Origin of the sequence: Brucella pecoris, from assembly GCF_006376675.1 — a bacterium.
Taxonomy (GTDB): domain Bacteria; phylum Pseudomonadota; class Alphaproteobacteria; order Rhizobiales; family Rhizobiaceae; genus Brucella; species Brucella pecoris.
In genome coordinates, this window is record NZ_VEWK01000003.1 from 64,809 (window position 1) to 85,173 (window position 20,365).

Sequence of the window (20,365 nt, forward strand, 5' to 3'; positions counted from 1 at the left end):
TTTTGTCAGGCGGCGGATTGCTTGTTGCGCCCCTTGGGCGGAGCATTGAGAATGGCCAGAAGCTCTTCGGCTTCGCTCTCAGAGAGGCCGATCAGCATACGGGTTCCCATGATGACGGGCTCGCCAGTGGACGTATCGAAGATCGCCCAGGTGTCCGTCGGTTCAAGAATGCGTTCATATTTCTGTTTCATGAGACCACACTAGCGCAAACCTGTTGCCATTCATTTCACGCAGGCAGTCGCATTTAATTCGAATTTTATCGATCTGCATTTATTCACAAGCATTGGCGCAATCAAACTTTTCAGCGACGGTTTTGCTGCACTTCTGTCTTGTTTTCCGCAAACGGATCGCTACCGGCGCCATACATCTTCGTGCTTGCGGCTGAACCACTCGTTCATCTGACGGTAGATAGTCGTTTAATCTAAAAAAGAACATTAATTTCAATATGATCAACACATAATAATATTATCAATCGAAACTGTTGCAACGTTGATTAAATTTGCATAGTCTGCGTCTGCAACAGTTTGTTGTAAATTATGTCGGTTATGTTGATATGATTGATTTTATAGAACTAAATAATGATCAGAGGCGTGAAAAGGTTAACTCCGATCAACGCTATGAAGCCTTTCAGCAAGCATCTGCAACGGTCAAAAGCTTCCGTGGTTCATTAGTTTGGCATAGTGTTGGCGGAACCGAACATTTGATGCGCAGCTATTATAATTCTGCCGGAGTCAGACGTCAAAAGGTGGAAGGTCGCCGCTCACCAGAAACTGAGGCGATAAAAGTCAAATGGGATGCAGCTCGTCAAGCCGCGCAAGAGGTCTTGAGCGCGCGCAAATCTCAAATGGAACGCCAGACAGCTGTTAATCGCGCACTACGGCTTGGCCGCGTACCTCATCTTACGGCTCGGATTATTCGAGCCGTCGACAATGCTGGCTTGCTTGGTGCCGGGATTCGGATCGTTGGTACTAATGCGATATTTGCTTACGAAGCAATCGCCGGTGTGTTTGTGGATCCAGGCATCACCGCCACTGACGATATCGATCTGCTCATGGATGCGCGTCGTTCTCTCAAAATGGTCGTAGATGACGACATAAAGAATAACTCACTCCTCGGCCTCCTGAAGAAAGTCGATAAATCTTTTGAACGTACACGTTCCAGCTATCGCGCCGCAAACCGAGAGGGATATTTGGTTGACTTAATCAAACCTCCAGCCAAACCCATTTGGAGGGAAAGCCGTGAAAGCATTGGTAACTGTGAAGATGAACTTGTTGCTGCTGCGATCGAAGGGCTTGATTGGCTCGAAAATTCACCACCCTTCGAGGCAATTGCGATTGATGAAAAGGGGGAGCCTTTGCGTATAGTCGCTCCGGACCCACGTATTTTTGTCGCTCATAAATTCTGGATCTCCCAAAGGGGAGATGGTGAACCAGTTAAGCGTCAACGTGATCGTGCGCAGGCAGAAACCGTTGCCCAATTGACGACCACTTACTTTAAACATCTTCCATATGAGGCGTCCGAGCTACGTGCACTGCCACGAAACGTTTTTGAAAATGCAGCACCCTTGTTCATCGATACTTAACCGCAAATTTATTCGACAGCCAGGATCAAGAAAATCATACCTGTTATATTGATATCGTAAAAGGTTGCGTTTCTAACAGTCTCTAATGACCATGGCATTCAACGTGCCAAGCATGCACTCTGTAAGTTTTTGCCGGCCCACTGAGCAAAACTTCAAGCCGAATACTATTAAATGGAAAAGCCAAAATTAAATAATGCGCGGAAATATCTTTCCGCGCATTATAACTAAAAGAACGATTTCATGATCATGCGCCTGACGGCAATTCATTATTTCGTGTTGTAAGGACCTTCATCGAAACCTACGAAAATCTGGATATTGTTCTTGTCCGCCATCGGCACGGTGATCGTCTTGTCATTGAAGACGAACTGTGTAGCGGTATCTCCATTGGCTATCGTAACCGCCTGCTTGTGCAGCTTGGAATAGATAACCTGATCGCCCTGGCGGACGGCAACACGGATTGGCATGGTGATGGTGCCGCTCTTGTATTTGGGTCCAGGTACGACCTTGCCGGCAGCAGCGACGTCAATCGTCATGGTCCCTGCGCCATGCTGACAGGCGCGGGTCGTATCTGTCAGGGCGGCTTGATAGATCACACGCGCGGGATCCTTGTCACCGCCCTTCTCATACGTATTGAAGAAGGCTGTGCCGTCACGCAGCGAAACCGAAGGGCAGAAAGCGCGCAGCTCGGATTCCTTGATGCGCTGGTCGCCGGTAGCGGCGGGAGTGGTCAAGGAAGAACCTGAGCCTCCGTCGGCAGCCTTGTCGGTGCCACTGGTTGTGCAGCCTGCGAGGGCTGCGAGCAAAACCGTTGCAAAGACTGGAAACAACGATGAACGATTCTGTGGTGCTGTTTGCATAAACCGGGCTTCCCTGCACTGATCGACCTGTCTTCTACATCACGCATGTGTGTAGCGCGATGACGTTTTCCCGTTTTTTGCTCCGGAGAGCAACCCCATACGCGTCAACATGCTTTAAAACCTTGCGGCTTTTTTAGGGAGGCTCTATTGCATTACCCGGCTCAAAACCGCGCCGATCTGAAATGAAGGCCCAAGAAATGAAATATGTAAGCACGCGTGGGGAAGCGCCGGTCCTGGGGTTCAGCGATGCATTGCTCGCCGGTCTCGCCCGGGATGGCGGTCTCTATCTGCCGCAGGATTATCCCCAGTTTTCGCCAGAACAGATCCGCGATCTGCGCGGAAAATCCTATGTGGATATTGCGCTGGCGGTGCTCACTCCATTTGTCGACGGCGAAATTCCGCATTCGGATTTCCGTCGCATGGTACATGAAGCCTACGGCACTTTCCGCCACGATGCGGTCTGCCCGCTGGTGCAGACGGGCGCAAACGAATTCGTGCTTGAACTCTTCCATGGTCCGACGCTCGCCTTCAAGGACGTCGCCATGCAGCTTCTCGCCCGCATGATGGATTATGTGCTGGCACAGCGCGGCGAACGTGCAACTATCGTCGGCGCCACATCGGGCGATACGGGCGGCGCAGCCATTGAAGCCTTTGGCGGTCGCGACAATACCGATATCTTTATTCTGTTCCCGAACGGTCGCGTATCGCCGGTGCAGCAGCGCCAGATGACATCGTCCGGCTTTTCCAACGTCCATGCCCTTTCCATTGAAGGCAATTTCGACGATTGCCAAAACCTTGTGAAAGGCATGTTCAACGACCTTCAGTTCCGTGATGCGCTGTCGCTTTCGGGTGTGAACTCGATCAACTGGGCGCGCATCATGCCGCAGGTTGTCTATTATTTTACGGCCGCACTGAGCCTCGGCGCGCCGGATCGCGCTGTATCTTTCACTGTACCGACTGGTAATTTCGGCGATATTTTCGCAGGCTATGTGGCCAAGCGCATGGGATTGCCCATCGACCGGCTGATTATCGCCACCAACGACAACGACATTCTCTCGCGCACGCTGGAAACCGGCGCGTATGAAATGCGCGGTGTTGCACAGACGACATCACCGTCGATGGATATCCAGATTTCCTCAAACTTCGAACGTCTCCTGTTCGAAGCGCATGCACGCGATGCGGCAGCATTGCGCGGCCTGATGGACAGCCTGAAGCAATCAGCAGGCTTTTCGATCTCCGAAAAGCCTCTTTCGGCGATCCGCAGCGAATTCTCGGCCAGCCGTTCGACTGTCGACGAGACCGCAGCAACGATCAAATCCGTGCTTGAGGCGGACGGCTATCTGCTTGATCCGCATTCGGCAATCGGCGTGAAGGTCGCTCGCGAAAATGTGTCCGATGCTGCACCGATGGTTGTTCTTGCAACCGCGCATCCGGCCAAATTCCCCGATGCCGTAAAGGCTGCCAGTGGTGTCGAGCCACAGCTTCCAGCATGGCTTTCGGACTTGATGCAACGAAAAGAAAGCTTCACAGTTCTTCACAACGACCTGAAAATCGTGGAAGAATACGTTCGCCGCCATTCGAGAGCTTAAAAAGACCGGCTCCGAGACGAGAACCAGAGCGGGAATGCAGGGAGCAGTTTGCTTATGGGTGTTGAAGTAACGCGTCTTTCCAATGGATTGACGATAGCCACCGATACAATGTCCCACGTGGAAAGCGTGGCGCTTGGAATCTGGGTCAAGGCCGGTGCGCGAAACGAAGCTGCCGACAGGCATGGCATTGCTCATCTTCTCGAGCATATGGCATTCAAGGGAACCGAAAACCGCACTGCCTGGCAAATAGCATCGGATATTGAAAATGTCGGCGGCGAGATCAATGCCGCCACCAGCGTCGAAACCACATCCTATTATGCGCGCGTTCTGCGCAATGACGTGCCGCTGGCTATCGACATTCTCTCCGATATCCTGACCGCGTCCAAGTTCGACGAAGCTGAGCTGGAACGCGAGAAACAGGTCATCATGCAGGAGATCGGCGCGGCACACGACACGCCCGACGATATTGTTTTCGACCGTTTCACGGAAACAGCCTACCGCCATCAACCGATCGGACGCGCCATTCTTGGCGAACCTGAGACGGTGATGTCTTTCACCTCCGCTGATCTGCGCCTTTATATGGACGAGCAGTATAGCGCCGACCGCATGGTCGTGACGGCTGCCGGCGGTGTCGATCACGATGCATTCGTGAAGGAAGTCGAAAAACGCCTCGGCGGTTTCCGCGCCCACAACACAGCGCCGACCCTTGACCTTGCTCACTATGTTGGCGGTGATTTCCGTGAAAATCGCGAACTCATGGATGCACAGGTTCTGATCGGCTTCGAAGGCCGTGCCTACCATGTGCGCGATTTCTATGCCTCGCAGCTTCTCTCCATGGTCCTTGGCGGCGGCATGTCCTCACGCCTCTTCCAGGAAGTGCGCGAGAAACGTGGCCTCTGCTATTCGGTCTATGCCTTCCATTGGGGCTTCTCGGATACCGGTTTGTTCGGCATCCACGCTGCAACGGGTCGCGACGAGCTGGTCGAACTGGTTCCCGTCCTCATCGATGAACTGCATAAGGCAGCCGACTCCATCAGCCTCGAAGAAGTGGACCGCGCCCGCGCGCAGTATCGTGCAAGCCTTCTCATGTCACAGGAGAGCGCTGCAAGCCGTGCGGGACAGGTCGCGCGCCAGTTCCTGCTCTATGGTCGCCCTGTCGATAACAGCGAACTGATGGATCGTCTTTCGCTGATTACGCCAGAACGGTTGACCGATCTGGCAGGACGCCTGTTCCTCGACAGCAAGCCCACCATCGCCGGTGTCGGCCCAGTTGGGCGACTGATGAGCTTCGACGGGCTATCGGATGCACTTTCGACCGGCGCGCATGCGAGGAAGATCGCTGTATAATTGAGGCAATAGGGCATTAGGGGAGTAGGGCAGTATGTTTAGCTCGGCGAATACGTCCACCCTTCCCTATTGCCTTACTGACTTACTGCCATATTGCCTTATCCCGTCATGATCGGCCTGCCCTTCCGTAGAAGCAATCCGACTGTCCTGCGTGGCCAGCGCATTTATCTGCGTGAGCCGATGATGAGCGATTTTGCGAGTTGGGCCAGCCTGCGGGAACAGAGCCGCGCCTTTCTTGCGCCGTGGGAGCCAACATGGCCCGACGACGACCTCACCAAGAGTGCCTTCCGCCATCGGATGCGCCGTTTTCAAGATGAAATATCGGCTGGAACCGGCTATCCATTTTTCGTGTTCCGCAATAGCGACAACAAGCTCGTCGGCGGCATTACGCTCGGCAATATCCGGCGTGGCGTCGGCCAGAACGGCATGATCGGCTACTGGAGCGGCGAGCCTTACGCCGGCAAGGGCTATATGACCGAAGCCCTATCGCTGGTTATCCCCTTCGCATTCGATCAACTCCGGTTGCACCGGATTGAAGCAGCCTGTATCCCTCATAACGAGCGTTCGATACGGCTTCTCGAAAAAGCCGGATTTGAGAGAGAAGGACTGCTGCGTTCCTATCTCAAGATAAACGGTTTCTGGCAGGACCACCTGCTTTTTGCCCTTTTAGAAAGCGACAAACGTATGACGGATAGCCGCATGATCAATGGCAAGGTTGGACGCTCGTGACGGGTTTTGCGGATAAGTGGTTTGTTGCTGGCGCTCGGTTTCTCGCGCTTGTGGTCTTTCTGACCGTTTCGGTCGTCCAGGCATCGGCCATCGAACCGATCAAGATTTCCAAGGAAGATACCGCCCTCGACCTGTCCCGCGCTGTCGAACTTCTACGCAACAAGGGCGAAAGCGTGCAGGTATCGACCGCACCGGGTCCCGACGGCATTGTGCGCCGCATTGAGGTGCAAGCCGATCAGAACAGCAAGGCTTCCGGCGACTGGGCCGCTTTCTCTATTGCAAACCCTACCGACGAGCAGATCGACCGCCTGATTGTGGCTCCGCATTTTCGTCTCGTCGGCTCCGGCGTCATCTGGCCCGACCTTGGATCTCCGCGCATTGCATCGATCACCCCGAGCGAGGGCTTTGCGCTCGACCGCCAGCCAAGTGCCGATGCAGACGTTTTCCGCATCACGCTCAATCCTGGCAGCGTCGTCACCTTCGTGGCTGAACTATCTTCGCATAACCTGCCTCAGCTTTATCTGTGGGAGCCCGAAGCCTACAAGGATGCGGTCAATTCCTACACGCTCTATCGCGGTATCCTGCTCGGCATCTCCGGCTTGCTGGCGCTGTTTCTGACCATCCTTTTCGTCGTTAAGGGCACTTCCCTGTTTCCCGCCACCGCCGCGCTTGCATGGGCAGTTCTGGCCTATATCTGCGTCGATTTCGGCTTCTGGAACAAGCTGATGGAGATAACGCCGGGCAATGAGCAGATTTGGCGAGCAGGTACCGAAGTGGCGCTTGCCGCCTCTCTTGTGATTTTCTTGTTCACCTATCTCAATCTCAACCGCTGGCACGATCATTTCAGCTATGGCGCGGTGACCTGGGTGCTAGGCCTGCTGGCACTTGCGGGCGTCGCCGTCTTCGATCCGCCCGTGGCTTCCGGTATTGCGCGCATTTCGCTCGCACTGACCGTTCTGTCCGGTGTTGCCATCATCGGTTATCTGGCGGTCAAGGGATATGATCGCGCCGTCATGCTGATACCGGCCTGGCTCCTGACCCTCATATGGTTGCTGGGTGCCTGGATGACGGTTTCGGGCAGGCTCGATAATGACATTGTGCAGCCCGCACTTGGTGGCGGTCTTGTCCTGATCGTCCTTCTGATCGGCTTTACCGTCATGCAGCATGCCTTCGCCGGCGGGGCGCTGCAACAGGGCCTTCTGTCCGATATGGAGCGACAGGCGCTTGCCGTCATCGGCGCGGGAGACATCGTATGGGATTGGGATGTGCCGCGTGATCGCGTGGTGACGACGCCCGACATCGCCAATTATCTCGGCAATACCGCCAACAGCCTGCAAGGTCCGGTACGCAACTGGCTTCCCGTTATGCACGCTGACGACCGCGATCGGTTCCGGTCCACACTTGATGCCATTTTGGAGAACCGGCGCGGACGTATCGGTCAGATTTTCCGGCTGCGTGCCAATGATGGCCACTATCACTGGTATGCGCTTCGGGCACGCCCGGTCATCGGCTCCGATGGCGAAGTGGTGCGCTGCGTCGGCACGCTCGTCAATGTGACGGAACAGAAGAAGGCAGAGGAACGCTTGCTGCACGATGCCGTGCACGACAACCTGACCGGTCTTCCAAACCGCGAGCTGTTCCTCGATCGTCTCAGCAATGTCATGAACATGGCGCGCGGCGAAAGCAATCTGCACCCGACAGTGTTCATCATCGATATAGATCGCTTCAAACAGGTCAACGACAGCCTCGGTATGTCGGCGGGCGACACGATCCTTCTGACCGTTTCGCGTCGTCTGGCGCGCCTCATGAAGCCACAGGATACGCTCTCGCGCCTGTCCTCAGACCAGTTCGGCTTGCTGCTCGCCTCTGAAAGCGATCCGGGCCGCATCGCCTCCTTTGCTGAGGCTCTGCGTCAGGCCGTGCGTGCACCAATTGCCTATGCAAAGCGCGAAATTGTCCTGACCTCATCCGTCGGCCTGATTACATGGACGAAAACGGCAACGTCCGCCGAAGATTTCGTGAAGGACGCGGAACTTGCCATGTATCAGGCAAAACGTTTCGGCGGTGACCGCATCGAGCCGTTCCGTCCCGCATTCAGAGCCATCGGCAGCGACAAGCTCCAGCTCGAATCCGATCTGCGTCGTGCGCTTGAACGCGACGAGATCAGTCTCGTCTATCAGCCCATCGTCAAGCTTGATGAAGGCACGATTGCCGGTTTCGAAGCCCTCATGCGCTGGGAGCATCCTCGACGCGGCGCAATTTCACCGTCGGAATTCATTCCGATTGCCGAAAATTCCGGCCTTATAATCCAGCTTGGCCTGTTTGCGATGCAGCGGGCTGCGGAAGACCTTTTCGCGTGGCAGGAACAATTCCCGAAGCTCGACCTCTTCGTTTCGGTCAATCTTTCATCCACACAACTTATCCGTCAGGACCTCATCAACGATGTCCGTTCAGTGCTTTCCCGCATCCATCTCAATCCGGGCAGCCTCAAGCTTGAGCTGACAGAGTCCGTCCTCATGGAAAACCCGGAGCAGTCCACGCATGTCCTGGCCCGGCTCAAAGCCATGGGCATAGGCCTGTCGCTCGATGATTTCGGGACGGGTTATTCCTCGCTGGCTTATCTCACGCGTTTCCCGTTCGACATCATCAAGATCGATCGCTCCTTCGTGAAAGGCGATCAGCCCCAGAAAGCTACCCTGCTACGCTCGATTATAAGCATGGCACATGATCTCGGCCTCGCCGTCGTAACCGAAGGTGTGGAAAGCGAAAGCGATGCGCTCCAGCTTCGCCAGATGGGGTGCGAGTATGTGCAGAGCTTCATGTTCGGCCAGCCGACGAGCCGCGACGAAGCAACTCGCATGATCCGCGAACAGTTGGACGCGGCGGCGGCTTGATGAGGGCAGTAGGGCAGTGAAGAATATAGTGGTTGCTGTCATCCGCAATCAAAACATACTCCCTTATTCCCCTATTCACTTAACATACTGCCTTACTGCCCTATTGCCTTACTCCCCTAAATCACGCATGCCCCGCGTCGGAAACAAGCCGGGACATATCGATGCCCATATGAAGCATCAGGCGCGAATACTTGCCCTCGATATCGCTATCGAACAGCATGTCGAGCGGCGCCTCGCAGGTTAGCCAACCGTTCTCGGCAAGTTCTGCCTCGATCTGGCCCGGCGCCCAGCCGGAATAGCCAAGCGCCATCAGGGCTTGTGACGGTCCCCTGCCTCCGTAAATGGCACGCAGGATATCTACGGTTGCAGTGAGACAGACATCTTCAGAAACCGGCATGGTGGAGTCGACCATATAGTCATCCGAATGCAAGACGAAGCCACGTGTGCGATCCACCGGTCCTCCATTGCGCACCATCATATGCTGCGCCCGCTCCGGCAGAATAATCAGCTCATCCTCGTCTATGATCCCAATCTGACGCAGAAGGTCAGGAAATTCCACGGGCTGAAGCTGATTGATGATGAACCCCATCGCACCTTCATCGGAATGCGCACAGATATAGACCACAGACCGGGCAAAACGCTCGTCGCTCATTCCGGGCATGGCAAGCAGGAACTGCCCGTTCAGAAAACCCTGCTCCTTGTTCGGCGCTTTAAGAATGGTCATGAATATGAAGGTAGCAAGACTGCGCAAAATAACAATGGTCATTTATTTCGACTGCAGGCTTTGAAGCGTAATCCGATCTGGAAGATAGATGACGAGATTGTCAGCCACCACATTAGTGGTCTGATTCCGACATTTGCATCCTTGGTTACTGGTGTCGGGCAAATGTCGGGATCAAAAAAGACCACTAGCCATCAACGCGCAGCAAGCTCACCACAATTGGGCTTGAAGCGACCATCTTTTCATTCCATCTTTCGTCCATGAACATCCGAACTTTTGTCCTCGCACCATTGCTGCTGGCCTCACTGGCGTTTCCAGCCATGGCTTCCACCTCCGACTGGACCGAGACGCCCGGCGGGCGCGTTCGCGTCATCATTGAAGACAACGGCGCTGACAATGCGGCCAGTCATGAACGGCGCGGTGCATTGCAGATCGAGTTGCAACCAGGCTGGAAGACCTATTGGCGCAATCCGGGCGACGCAGGTGTCCCGCCTCAGATCACGATTGAGGGTGATGCGAAAGCGCGGATTGATTTCCCTGCACCTGTCCGGTTTGGTGGAGACGATGAAGGTGGCATTGGATATAAGCAGCCCGTTTCCCTGCCGATAGTCTTTCAACTGACCTCCGCCGATACACGACTGAAGGGTCATGTTTTCCTTGGAGTCTGCGAGAAAATCTGCGTTCCGGTGCAGGCAACATTCGAGTTTCCGCTCGATGACGAAGGACAGCAAGCTTCGCCGCAGGCGATTGCCAACCGCACGATTATTGAGACGGCTTTCGACCGACTGCCTATACCCGCATCTTCAGCATTCGGCATCAGTGATGTGAAGCGGGAAGGAGACAAAGCCGTCTTCAATCTCACCGTTCCCGATCCCGCAGCCCCTGCGGAGCTGTTCATTGCCAGCGACAAAATCGGGCTTTCCGACGCCGTTGCAGTTCAGGACGGGCATTCCGGCCACCGCTTTGCTGCCCGGGTGCGTGGGAAAGCAGATAACGCCATTATCGACTATACCATTGTGCAGAATGGAAAAGCCGTCTCCGGTCAGGTGACACTGGATTAGACTTCCCTTCCAGCGCTTGATGCTCTTATCTGGATGTTGAAATTGCTCGGCGACCTGCTATCGGTTTAACTGTGCCGCCCGCGCTGTGCGGTGTGGATTGGAGCGCATCCCGAAAAGTGTGAAACGGTTTTCGGATAAGATGCGCGTCAAAACAAACAGTTGAGACGCGCCGATCTGATTCAATCATATCGAAACGCGTTCCAGAATTTGACAACAGGCAGTGGAACAGACGGCCCCTGCCCCGAGGAGAAATTAAATGACGATCAAAGTTGGCGACAAGCTGCCTGCAGCGACTTTCAAGGTAAAGACCGCAGATGGTGTCAAGGAGATGACGACCGACGAAATCTTCAAGGGCAAGAAGGTCGTTCTCTTTGCCGTTCCGGGTGCTTTCACGCCGACCTGCAGCCTCAATCACCTGCCAGGCTATCTCGAGAACCGCGATGCGATCCTCGCCAAGGGTGTCGATCAGATCGCCGTTGTTGCGGTGAACGACGCCTTCGTCATGGGCGCATGGGCACAGAGCACGGGTGGCGAAGGCAAGATTCTCTATCTGGCCGATGGTTCCGCAGCGTTCACGAAAGCTGCGGGCCTTGAGCTCGACGCGACTGCTGGCGGCCTTGGCATTCGCTCCAAGCGTTATTCGGCAATCGTGGAAGATGGGGTAGTCAAGACGCTCAATATCGAAGAACAGGCCGGACAGGCGGTCACGTCAGCCGCATCGGCTGTTCTCGAACAGCTTTAATCAAACAAAAAGGGCGGCAAATGCCGCCCTTTTCGCCTGTAACCATTATTGCACCTTCAATGATTTACGACCGCCATATTTGAATGGCTCCATGCCCTCCCGGGCAAGTTCGTCAGCGCGTTCATTTTCCGGATGCCCTGCATGGCCCTTGACCCAGTGCCAGTTGACCTTATGCGGCTTGCGCGCTTCGTCGAGCGCCTGCCACAATTCGGCATTCTTGACCGGTTTCTTGGCAGCCGTCTTCCAGCCATTGCGTTTCCAGCCTTCGATCCAACTGGAGATGCCGTCGCGCACATAGACCGAGTCCGTATAGAGATCGACTTCGCACGGTTCCTTCAATGCCGAAAGTGCCGAAATAGCCGCCATCAACTCCATGCGGTTGTTGGTCGTGTCGGCTTCACCACCCTTCAGTTCCTTGACATTGCCGTTCCAGCGCAAAATTGCGCCCCAGCCGCCAGGACCGGGATTGCCCGAGCAGGCACCATCCGTAAAAGCCTCTATCTGCTTCACGCAGCCGCTCCCTGCTGCTCAAGACCATATTCGGCAGCCGTTTCGATCTGGCGGTGAAAGCGCATCTTGCGCACATATTCCATGGGATCTTTCTTGACCACGAAACTGCCTTCCGGAACATTCAGCCAGTCGTAAAGCCGGGTCAGCATGAAACGAATGGCAGCGCCGCGCGCCAGAACCGGCAGTGCATCGGCCTCCGCCGTAGAAAGCGGGCGAATGGAGGTGTAGCCGCGCAGAAACGCTGCTCCCTTGGTGCGGTTATAGGAAAAGTCCTTTTCAAAGCACCATGCGTTGAGGCAGACGGCAACATCATAAGCCAGAATGTCCGTGCAGGCGAAGTAGAAATCGATAAAACCCGAGAGCTTGTCGTTAAGGAAGAAAACATTGTCCGGGAAAAGATCCGCATGGATCACGCCCTGCGGCAGGTCGGAGGGCCAGTTCTTTTCCAGAAAAGTGAGATCGGCCTCTGCCTCGCCAACGAGACCGGGTTCCACCGTATCCGCGCGTTCACGCGACAGGTTCCACAAAGGGCGCCAGTCGGAAAGTGTCAAACCGTTGCGACGGCGCAGCGAAAAATCGGCGCCCGCCAGATGCATATGGGCCAACCCTTCGCCAACCGCCTCACAGTGCTCGACAGTCGGGCGGCGCATCCACATACCTTCCAGGAAGGTGACGATTGCCGCAGGGCGTCCCGCAAGTTCGCCGATTGTCGTACCGTCACGACGGACCACTGGCTGCGGGCATTCGAGGTTGCGGCTCGCCAGATGCTGCATCAGGCCAAGAAAGAACGGCAGATCTTCACGATTGGTGCGCTTTTCGTAAAGCGTCAGGATGAACGACCCCGAAGTGGTGTGCAGAAGATAGTTGGAGTTCTCCACCCCTTCCGCAATGCCTTTGTAAGACGTCAGTGTGCCGATATCGTATTGCTGCAGGAAAGCGCCAAGTTCGATTTCATTGATATCTGTATAGACGGCCATGCCGCTTATTTCCCTTGTATGATCTTGGGCATCAGTTTCGGAATGCCGACCACCCGGTGTTCCCCGTTGACGAATGCCATGTCCTGCACCGTCAGTTCCACATCGCGAATCTCGCGATTCACAAGGAAGTTTTCGCTTTCAACCGTGGTTTCAGCCAGTTCGATCATCACATTGAAGCGCGCCTTGAAGGCATCGATGATTTCATCGACGATGATTTCAGGGGCCGAAGCACCTGCCGACAGCCCGACAACCGATATATCGCCGATCCGATCCCATTCGATATCGGCAGCGCGTTGAACCAGCATCGACATCCGCGCACCTGCCTTCTCCGCAACTTCAACCAGACGCTTGGAGTTGGAGGAATTTGGCGCACCGACGATCAGAAACAGATCGCACCCCGGAGCGGCTGAACGCACTGCGTCCTGCCTGTTGGTGGTGGCATAGCAGATCGATTCCGCTGCCGGAGCTGAAAGGTTCGGAAAACGTGCCTCCAGTTCCTCGATAATCCCTGCCGTATCGTCCACCGAAAGCGTCGTCTGCGTCACGAAGCCGAGATTGTTCTCGTCATCGAAATGGCAGTTGCGCGCATCTTCAACCGTCTCGATCAGCGTCACTGCACCATCCGGCAATTGGCCCATGGTGCCGATCACTTCTGGATGCCCGGAATGGCCGATCAGAATGACATGGCGGCCAAGACGCTGATGGCGCATGGCCTGTTTGTGCACTTTGGAAACCAGGGGGCAGGTTGCATCGAGATAAAACAGGTTCTTGGCTTCCGCATCCGCAGGCACGGACTTCGGCACGCCGTGAGCCGAAAATACCACTGGCTGCTCGCGGTGTTCCGCCGGGATCTCGTCCAGTTCCTCGACAAAGATCGCACCACGTGACTGTAAGCCCTCGACCACGTAACGGTTGTGAACGATCTCATGGCGAACATAGACCGGCGCGCCATATTTCTTCAACGCCAGCACGACGATCTGGATCGCCCGGTCCACCCCGGCACAAAAGCCGCGCGGGCCGCAAAGGCGGATTTCCAGTGGTGGTCGTTGATTAGTCATGAAGCGTGCTCGCAAAGTTCGGCGTGGCTTGAAACCGGAAGCTAGTTACGCTTCAGGTGTAGTATTTTTGCATATGCCTCTATCCAAAAACCGGTGCTCTCTTTTGGAAGACATGCTTTAGTCTGGGAGTTGGGCTGCAACGAGGCCGTTGTCAACCCCTCAACCCTCTTCGTCTTTATTCTCGCTGTCTCGGATGGAAAACCGGTCTCCACTTTTCCTGAGACAGCGATAGCGCCACAACCACGTCCCGACAACCCCTATCAGAGCCAGAGCAAGGCCATACCATGTGGCAGCATATTGCAGATGGTTATTGGGAAAGTCGATGATCGTCACGCCACCGATTGGCAGGCCACCCGGATTGGGCTTGCTGTCGGCATCAATGAAGAACGGCACAACCTCATCGAGGTTTGGCAGATCAGCGCTTTCCGCCATCGCCGTCCAGTCCTTCCAGTAGAAAACATTCTTGGCGATATCATTGTCGGGGAGGAAGTAACCGGGCTTTGCCGAAAGCGGATCACGCGCCAGGCCGGTCACGCTGACCGGACCGTCAACCTGGCCTTCGGCTCGCGTTGCAGGCTCTTTCTTTTCGTATGGAACGAAGCCGCGATTAACGAGCACGAAGCGCCCGTCCTCCAGCATCAGAGGCGTGTAGACATAGTAACCTGCCGCCCCGTTATGCGTGGCCAGAAAATGCCGTTCGCCCTGATGCATGAAAGTGCCCGAGACCGTCACCGGACGATATTCGATGGACCCTTCCTGCTTGTAGATCTTTTCCATTTCGGACAGTGGAAGGGGTGGCTCGTGGATGCGCTGCTCGGTGGACGCGATCAGCGCCTCCTTCCACTGCAGACGCTCCACCTGCCAGGTGCCGAGCGCCAGCAGAATGACAAGCGCAACTGTGGATGCGATCACTACACCCCAGGGAAATCGCCGCGACTGCTGAGCTGTCGTCATTTGCCATCATCCTGTCGGCTGTCTATACGGCCGGGCGCTGCCTTGTTGCGATATTGCATATTGATGAGGATACCCTTGGCCCACCGCATGGCCACGAGACTGAGGATGATGGCGAGCGGCACCCACAGGATAAAATGCACCCAAAGCGGCGGTCCGACATTCACTTCCATCCAGAGTGCAAGACCGACGACTATAAAACCGATGATGAGAATGACAAACGCCGCCGGGCCGTCGCCGGAATCGGCAAAAGAATAATCCAGTCCGCAAGCAGTGCAGCGCGGAGCCACTTTCAGGAAACCTTCAAACAGCTTCCCCTCACCGCAACGCGGACAATGTCCGGCAATGCCACTCTTTATGGGATCGACGGGAGGATAATGATTGTGATCCGGCATTGCGCTTCCCTTCTCCTCAGGCGCCGCGCGTCCTCTCGGACGCACAAAGCACGATTCTGTAGTTTCTTCGCAAACAAAAGGCGGCCATGTTGCCAGGGCCGCCTCGGAACTTTTGACCGCTAGCGATCAGCCGGCATGCATAGGCGCACCCCAGCCACCCCATACATAGATGGCGAAGAAGAGGAACAGCCAGACCACGTCAACGAAGTGCCAGTACCAGGCAGCGGCTTCAAAACCGAAATGCTGTTTTGGCGTGAAGTCACCACCGATGGCGCGGAAGAGGCAGACCAGAAGGAAGATCGTACCGATGATAACATGGAAACCGTGGAAACCGGTCGCCATGAAGAATGTCGCGCCGTAGATCGAGTCCTTGAACGCAAACGGTGCGTGTATGTACTCGTAGGCCTGCACAAATGAGAACAGAACACCGAGAGCCACAGTGATCGCGAGACCCGTGATCATGCCCTTGCGGTCATTGTGCAGCAGCGCATGGTGCGACCAGGTCAGCGTCGTGCCCGACAGAAGCAGAATCACGGTGTTGTAGAGCGGCAGGTGCAGCGGATCGAGAACCTCGATGCCCTTTGGAGGCCAGACGCCGCCTGTGAACGCAGCGCGCGCTACCTGATGCACTTCGTTCGGGAAGAGGCTGGCATCGAAGAACGCCCAGAACCACGCCACGAAGAACATGACTTCCGAGGCAATGAACATGATCATGCCATAGCGAAGATGCAGTGATACGACACGGGTATGGTGGCCCTCATGTCCTTCCTTGATCGTATCGGACCACCAGCCATACATGCAGTAGAGCACGATCGCGAGACCGATGAAGAAAATCCAGGGCGTCACCACATTGAGGCCGAAGAACGGCAGCTCACCGGCATTGATGTAACGCATCCAGGCAATACCGCCGACGGCAAGCACGAATGCACCCATCGAGCTCAGGAACGGCCAAGGGCTCGGCGCGATGATATGATAGTCGTGATTTTTCTGATGAACGTCGGCCATGTCTCTCCCCGTAAATCCCCTTAGGGACTCCTCTCTCGTACCTTCCTGCTTAAACCTCAAATGCGATTCCAAGCAAGTCTGTCTGTAACAAGCGGTATCTCTTATAAGAATAAAACCGCTTCATTGTTTTGTCTTTGCGGCATTATGCGCCGCACTTATCAGTGTCAGCTTCCGTTGGTGGATGCCGCGACCCCGGCATTCGCCACCGGCTTCGGCTTTTCAATCGGAAAGAATGTATAGGATAGTGTGATCGTCTTGACGTCCTTCAGATCGGGATCGTTGACGATCTCCGGATCAACAAAGAACACCACCGGCATTTCCATATCTTCGCCCGGCTTCAAGGTCGTATCCGTGAAGCAGAAGCATTCGACTTTGTTGAAATAGGCCCCTGCCCGGCCTGGCGCGACGTTGAAGCTTGCGCGGCCATAGGTCGGCGCATCAAACAGGTTACGCGCTTCATACTTGATCATTGTCGTCTCGCCGATGCGAACCGTCACCTCACGCTGCACGGGTTGGAAATCCCATGGCAGCCCATTGGCCGTGTTTGCGTCGAAACGTACCTTGATCGTCTTGTCCAGAATCGTATCGGAATATTGTTCGACGCGCTGTGTCGTGCCACCATAACCCGTTACCTGGCAGAAAATGCGGTAAAGTGGCACGGAGGCATAGGCCGCGCCGATCATGCAGACAAAGAAAGACAGGCAAGCAACAGCAATCGTTGCGTTGGAACGTTGCTGCTTCCTCAGCTTTTGATCTTTTTCCTGCTGATCCGCCATATTCTCCTCCCAGATGAAGCTCTAAAGCGTGTCGCGTTTTCTCATATTCATATGACGCGCATTAAACTTTTGTTTTCAAGCATGTCTTTATCCCAAAACCGGTTCCTACTTTCGGGAGACATGCTTTAGAGCGGCCGTACTAGAATGTTGGTACCCAGTTTCGCAATCGTGCCGACGTAGACAAGCAGCACGAACAGCGCCAGAGCGATCGCCAACCCCCAAGAACGATTGCGCTGGGCTTTCTTTTGCTGTTCCGTCGGAACAATCAGCTCCAGTTCGCTGTCCATCGGCTTCTGTTCGGTTTTATCCATTAGAACACTCCAAAGGCGGAAAACGCCTTCATTACCAGCGCTTCGGCAAGCAGCACCGCAAATAGTCCTGACAAGTAGAGCAGCGAGAAGCGAAACAGCTTACGCGCCGCTGCCAGCATTGCCGGCTGCGATCCGGCAGCCCAAAGGCGCCAGGCGTAATAAACGAAAGCCAATCCTAGCAGCGTCGAAATCGCGCCATAGACGGGGCCAGCGAAGCCAAGCACCCAGGGCAGAACACCAACCGGCGCCATAATGATCGAATAGAAGAGCGCCTGACGTCGGGTCGAAAGTTCACCCTTGACGTTGGGCATCATCGGAATACGCGCCGCTTCATAATCATTGGATGAAAAAAGCGACAGTGCCCAGAAATGCGGAGGTGTCCACAAGAAGATAATCATGAACAGGACGACGCTGTCCCAGGTGACCTCACCTGTCGCGGCCGCCCAGCCTATCATTGGAGGGAATGCGCCTGCGGCACCGCCGATGACGATGTTCTGCGGCGTCGAGCGCTTCAGCCACATCGTATAGACCACGGCGTAAAAGAAAATCGTAAAGGCGAGCAGTGCCGCCGACAGCCAATTGACCATCAGGCCGAGTGTAACGACCGAAAAGGCTGACAAGGTCAGGCCGAAAGCCAGAACCTGATTGGGAGCAATCACGCCGGCTGGAATGGGCCGGTTGCGCGTACGCTTCATCACCGCATCGATATCGGCATCGTACCACATGTTCAGTGCGCCGGACGCACCCGCGCCGACCGCGATGCACAAGATGCTGATGGCAGCGAGTACGGGATTCATATGTCCCGGGGCGACCACGAGACCGACCAGCCCGGTGAAGACCACAAGGGACATCACCCGAGGCTTCAAAAGAACAAGGTAATCCCGCGCAGTCGCTTCGGAGAGAGCGAGGGCGTCGTCGGTACCTGCGTTTTTTTCCACCAGAGACATTTTAACTTCAAAAACCTCAAATTCACCGGTCCGAACACCCCGCCCCTACAGCACGGATCGGCACCATCACAACCATGTCCTCCCGGAAACCATTCTGTTCCCGCCGGAAAGCGCCGTGCTTAGTGGCCGACTTTTCGTCTACCGGCGACGGGCGGAACAGAATGCCGCCCGCCATAGCACATTTTGTAAGGAAGGGCGAAGTCTTTTCCGGACTCCGCCCATCGCACAATTACTTGATGCGTGGCAACTGTTCCCACTGGTGGAATGGAGGCGGCGACGAAAGCTGCCATTCCAGCGTGGTTGCGCCTTCACCCCATGGGTTTGCGCCCGCTTCACGCTTCTTCGCGAATGCCTCGAAGACATTGTAGAGGAAGATCAGGACGGCGAAGCCCGAAATGTAGGAGCCGTAGGACGACACCATATTCCAGCCCGCATAGGCGTCCGGATAGTCGATGTAGCGGCGCGGCATGCCTGCAAGACCGAGGAAGTGCTGCGGGAAGAAGACCAGGTTCACACCAACGAAGGTGACCCAGAAATGCAGCTTCGCCGTGAACTCGTTGTACATGTAGCCGCTCATCTTCGGGAACCAGTAGTACCAGCCCGCGAAGATTGCAAACACCGCACCTAGTGACAGCACGTAGTGGAAGTGTGCAACGACGTAATAGGTATCATGAAGAGCACGGTCGAGACCGGCATTGGCGAGCTGGACGCCCGTCACACCGCCGACCGTGAACAGGAAGATGAAACCGATTGCCCACAGCATCGGCGCACGGAAGGTCAGCGAACCGCCCCACATAGTCGCGATCCACGAGAAGATCTTGATACCCGTCGGAACCGCGATGACCATCGTCGCGAAAACGAAGTAACGCTGCGTGTCGAGCGACAGGCCGACCGTATACATGTGGTGAGCCCAGACGACGAAGCCGACGACGCCAATGGCGACCATGGCGTAAGCCATGCCGAGGTAACCGAAGATCGGCTTGCGCGAGAAGGTCGAAATGATGTGACTGACGATGCCGAAGCCCGGCAAGATCAGAATGTACACTTCAGGATGACCGAAGAACCAGAACAGGTGCTGGTAAAGGATCGGGTCGCCACCGCCGTCCGGCGTGAAGAAGGTCGTTCCGAAGTTGCGATCCGTCAGCAGCATGGTGATGCCGCCTGCCAGAACCGGCAGCGAAAGCAGAAGCAGGAACGCCGTCACCAGCACGGCCCAGGCAAAGAGCGGCATCTTGTGCAGCGTCATGCCCGGTGCGCGCATGTTGAGGATCGTGGTAATGAAGTTGATCGCGCCGAGGATCGACGAGGCACCCGAGATGTGGATTGCAAGGATAGCGAAGTCCACAGCCGGTCCGGGCTGACCGGAGGTCGAAAGCGGCGGATAAAGCGTCCAACCACCACCGGGGCCCCAGCCACCAGGTGCCGAAGGCATGAACAGCGAGATCATCAGCAGCAACAGCGCAGGCGGCAGAAGCCAGAACGAAATGTTGTTCATGCGCGGGAAAGCCATGTCCGGCGCGCCGATCATCAGCGGCACCATCCAGTTGGCGAAGCCGCCGATCAACGCAGGCATAACCATGAAGAAAATCATGACCAGGGCATGCGCCGAGGTGAACACGTTGAACATCTGCTTGCCGGCATCAAGCGCGGCATCGCCCTCGACGCCGTAGACCATGGACGCCAGACCATGGAAAATCTGGATACCCGGCTCCTGGAGTTCGGCGCGCATCGCAATGGACAGAGCGCCGCCGATGATACCGGCGATGATTGCAAAAATCAGGTACAGAGTACCGATGTCTTTATGATTGGTCGAGTATACCCAACGAACCCAGCCATGCGGCTTGTGGTCGTCGTGGGCACCATGCTCGTGAGCTGCTGTGCCAGCCATGGAATTCGCTCCCGTTTTTCAACAG

20 protein-coding genes are annotated in these 20,365 nt (G+C 55.6%); 7 read left to right on the forward strand and 13 right to left on the reverse strand.

From position 1 onward, the window contains the following. Nucleotides 1–5: 5 nt before the first annotated feature. Nucleotides 6–191 carry a hypothetical protein gene (locus tag FIB18_RS06845; RefSeq protein WP_012090863.1) on the reverse strand — a complete coding sequence of 62 codons (186 nt, stop codon included), beginning with the start codon at nt 189–191 and terminating at the stop codon, nt 6–8. 308 nt (nt 192–499) lie between these two features. Here FIB18_RS06845 and FIB18_RS06850 point away from each other — a divergent pair, with 308 nt between their 5' ends. Further along, on the forward strand, nt 500–1,582 hold the full coding sequence (locus FIB18_RS06850; protein WP_235894854.1) for a nucleotidyltransferase family protein: 1,083 nt from the start codon (nt 500–502) through the stop codon (nt 1,580–1,582). 266 nt (nt 1,583–1,848) lie between these two features. Here FIB18_RS06850 and FIB18_RS06855 read toward each other — a convergent pair whose 3' ends face one another. Next, nucleotides 1,849–2,439: a hypothetical protein gene (locus FIB18_RS06855; protein ID WP_012090861.1), complete on the reverse strand. Its 591-nt coding sequence runs from the start codon at nt 2,437–2,439 to the stop codon at nt 1,849–1,851. A gap of 197 nt (nt 2,440–2,636) precedes the next feature. Here FIB18_RS06855 and thrC point away from each other — a divergent pair, with 197 nt between their 5' ends. The 4 genes from thrC (at nt 2,637) to pdeA (ending at nt 8,998) form a co-directional block, all read left to right on the forward strand. Further along, a complete protein-coding gene (gene thrC / locus FIB18_RS06860; RefSeq protein WP_140019998.1) occupies nt 2,637–4,028 on the forward strand; it encodes a threonine synthase in 1,392 nt (463 codons plus the stop codon). A gap of 54 nt (nt 4,029–4,082) precedes the next feature. Further along, entirely contained in the window at nt 4,083–5,375 is a 1,293-nt protein-coding gene (locus tag FIB18_RS06865; RefSeq protein WP_140019999.1) for a M16 family metallopeptidase, read from the forward strand. A 108-nt stretch (nt 5,376–5,483) separates the two neighbouring features. Further along, entirely contained in the window at nt 5,484–6,104 is a 621-nt protein-coding gene (locus tag FIB18_RS06870; protein WP_140020356.1) for a GNAT family N-acetyltransferase, read from the forward strand. After that, nucleotides 6,101–8,998, forward strand: coding sequence for a phosphodiesterase PdeA (gene pdeA, locus FIB18_RS06875; RefSeq protein WP_140020000.1), 2,898 nt, complete (start codon nt 6,101–6,103; stop codon nt 8,996–8,998). Before FIB18_RS06870 ends, pdeA begins: the two co-directional genes overlap by 4 nt. Before the next feature lie 121 nt (nt 8,999–9,119). Here the strand turns inward: pdeA and FIB18_RS06880 are convergent, their stop codons facing one another. Further along, nucleotides 9,120–9,722: a YqgE/AlgH family protein gene (locus FIB18_RS06880; RefSeq protein ID WP_140020357.1), complete on the reverse strand. Its 603-nt coding sequence runs from the start codon at nt 9,720–9,722 to the stop codon at nt 9,120–9,122. A gap of 257 nt (nt 9,723–9,979) precedes the next feature. Here FIB18_RS06880 and FIB18_RS06885 point away from each other — a divergent pair, with 257 nt between their 5' ends. Beyond that, nucleotides 9,980–10,780 (forward strand): protein-disulfide reductase DsbD domain-containing protein, encoded by an 801-nt coding sequence (locus FIB18_RS06885; protein ID WP_140020001.1) that lies wholly within the window; start codon nt 9,980–9,982, stop codon nt 10,778–10,780. A gap of 256 nt (nt 10,781–11,036) precedes the next feature. Then, a complete protein-coding gene (locus FIB18_RS06890) occupies nt 11,037–11,522 on the forward strand; it encodes a peroxiredoxin (RefSeq protein WP_140020002.1) in 486 nt (161 codons plus the stop codon). A gap of 45 nt (nt 11,523–11,567) precedes the next feature. Here the strand turns inward: FIB18_RS06890 and rnhA are convergent, their stop codons facing one another. From rnhA to ctaD, 10 genes are all read right to left on the reverse strand, one after another. Continuing rightward, nucleotides 11,568–12,032 carry a ribonuclease HI gene (rnhA, locus tag FIB18_RS06895; protein ID WP_140020003.1) on the reverse strand — a complete coding sequence of 155 codons (465 nt, stop codon included), beginning with the start codon at nt 12,030–12,032 and terminating at the stop codon, nt 11,568–11,570. After that, a complete protein-coding gene (locus FIB18_RS06900) occupies nt 12,029–13,009 on the reverse strand; it encodes a homoserine kinase (protein WP_140020004.1) in 981 nt (326 codons plus the stop codon). Before FIB18_RS06900 ends, rnhA begins: the two co-directional genes overlap by 4 nt. Nucleotides 13,010–13,014: 5 nt before the next feature. After that, a complete protein-coding gene (gene ispH, locus FIB18_RS06905) occupies nt 13,015–14,067 on the reverse strand; it encodes a 4-hydroxy-3-methylbut-2-enyl diphosphate reductase (RefSeq protein ID WP_140020005.1) in 1,053 nt (350 codons plus the stop codon). Between the two features lie 159 nt (nt 14,068–14,226). Further along, nucleotides 14,227–15,021 carry an SURF1 family protein gene (locus FIB18_RS06910; protein ID WP_140020006.1) on the reverse strand — a complete coding sequence of 265 codons (795 nt, stop codon included), beginning with the start codon at nt 15,019–15,021 and terminating at the stop codon, nt 14,227–14,229. Then, the gene (locus FIB18_RS06915) at nt 15,018–15,413 is read right to left on the reverse strand and encodes a DUF983 domain-containing protein (RefSeq protein ID WP_140020007.1); all 396 of its coding nucleotides are present in this window, start codon (nt 15,411–15,413) and stop codon (nt 15,018–15,020) included. The genes FIB18_RS06910 and FIB18_RS06915 overlap by 4 nt, the downstream gene beginning before the upstream one ends. A gap of 126 nt (nt 15,414–15,539) precedes the next feature. Further along, nucleotides 15,540–16,418, reverse strand: coding sequence for a cytochrome c oxidase subunit 3 (locus FIB18_RS06920; protein ID WP_140020008.1), 879 nt, complete (start codon nt 16,416–16,418; stop codon nt 15,540–15,542). Nucleotides 16,419–16,582: 164 nt separating this feature from the next. Beyond that, the gene (locus FIB18_RS06925) at nt 16,583–17,194 is read right to left on the reverse strand and encodes a cytochrome c oxidase assembly protein (protein WP_140020009.1); all 612 of its coding nucleotides are present in this window, start codon (nt 17,192–17,194) and stop codon (nt 16,583–16,585) included. A gap of 125 nt (nt 17,195–17,319) precedes the next feature. Then, nucleotides 17,320–17,505 (reverse strand): hypothetical protein, encoded by a 186-nt coding sequence (locus FIB18_RS06930; RefSeq protein ID WP_140020010.1) that lies wholly within the window; start codon nt 17,503–17,505, stop codon nt 17,320–17,322. Then, nucleotides 17,505–18,452, reverse strand: coding sequence for a heme o synthase (locus tag FIB18_RS06935; protein ID WP_140020011.1), 948 nt, complete (start codon nt 18,450–18,452; stop codon nt 17,505–17,507). The genes FIB18_RS06930 and FIB18_RS06935 overlap by 1 nt, the downstream gene beginning before the upstream one ends. Before the next feature lie 229 nt (nt 18,453–18,681). Beyond that, nucleotides 18,682–20,340: a cytochrome c oxidase subunit I gene (gene ctaD / locus FIB18_RS06940; protein WP_140020012.1), complete on the reverse strand. Its 1,659-nt coding sequence runs from the start codon at nt 20,338–20,340 to the stop codon at nt 18,682–18,684. Nucleotides 20,341–20,365 lie beyond the last annotated feature (25 nt).

Coding starts and splice junctions, on each gene's coding strand:
- FIB18_RS06845 (WP_012090863.1), bottom strand. CDS start 191: ATGAAACAGAAATATGAACGCATTCTTGAACCGACGGACACCTGGGCG.
- ispH (WP_140020005.1), bottom strand. CDS start 14,067: ATGACTAATCAACGACCACCACTGGAAATCCGCCTTTGCGGCCCGCGC.
- thrC (WP_140019998.1), top strand. CDS start 2,637: ATGAAATATGTAAGCACGCGTGGGGAAGCGCCGGTCCTGGGGTTCAGC.
- FIB18_RS06880 (WP_140020357.1), bottom strand. CDS start 9,722: ATGACCATTCTTAAAGCGCCGAACAAGGAGCAGGGTTTTCTGAACGGG.
- FIB18_RS06855 (WP_012090861.1), bottom strand. CDS start 2,439: ATGCAAACAGCACCACAGAATCGTTCATCGTTGTTTCCAGTCTTTGCA.
- FIB18_RS06920 (WP_140020008.1), bottom strand. CDS start 16,418: ATGGCCGACGTTCATCAGAAAAATCACGACTATCATATCATCGCGCCG.
- FIB18_RS06935 (WP_140020011.1), bottom strand. CDS start 18,452: ATGTCTCTGGTGGAAAAAAACGCAGGTACCGACGACGCCCTCGCTCTC.
- FIB18_RS06890 (WP_140020002.1), top strand. CDS start 11,037: ATGACGATCAAAGTTGGCGACAAGCTGCCTGCAGCGACTTTCAAGGTA.
- FIB18_RS06930 (WP_140020010.1), bottom strand. CDS start 17,505: ATGGATAAAACCGAACAGAAGCCGATGGACAGCGAACTGGAGCTGATT.
- FIB18_RS06900 (WP_140020004.1), bottom strand. CDS start 13,009: ATGGCCGTCTATACAGATATCAATGAAATCGAACTTGGCGCTTTCCTG.
- FIB18_RS06915 (WP_140020007.1), bottom strand. CDS start 15,413: ATGCCGGATCACAATCATTATCCTCCCGTCGATCCCATAAAGAGTGGC.
- FIB18_RS06865 (WP_140019999.1), top strand. CDS start 4,083: ATGGGTGTTGAAGTAACGCGTCTTTCCAATGGATTGACGATAGCCACC.
- FIB18_RS06925 (WP_140020009.1), bottom strand. CDS start 17,194: ATGGCGGATCAGCAGGAAAAAGATCAAAAGCTGAGGAAGCAGCAACGT.
- FIB18_RS06910 (WP_140020006.1), bottom strand. CDS start 15,021: ATGACGACAGCTCAGCAGTCGCGGCGATTTCCCTGGGGTGTAGTGATC.
- FIB18_RS06870 (WP_140020356.1), top strand. CDS start 5,484: ATGATCGGCCTGCCCTTCCGTAGAAGCAATCCGACTGTCCTGCGTGGC.
- FIB18_RS06885 (WP_140020001.1), top strand. CDS start 9,980: ATGAACATCCGAACTTTTGTCCTCGCACCATTGCTGCTGGCCTCACTG.
- ctaD (WP_140020012.1), bottom strand. CDS start 20,340: ATGGCTGGCACAGCAGCTCACGAGCATGGTGCCCACGACGACCACAAG.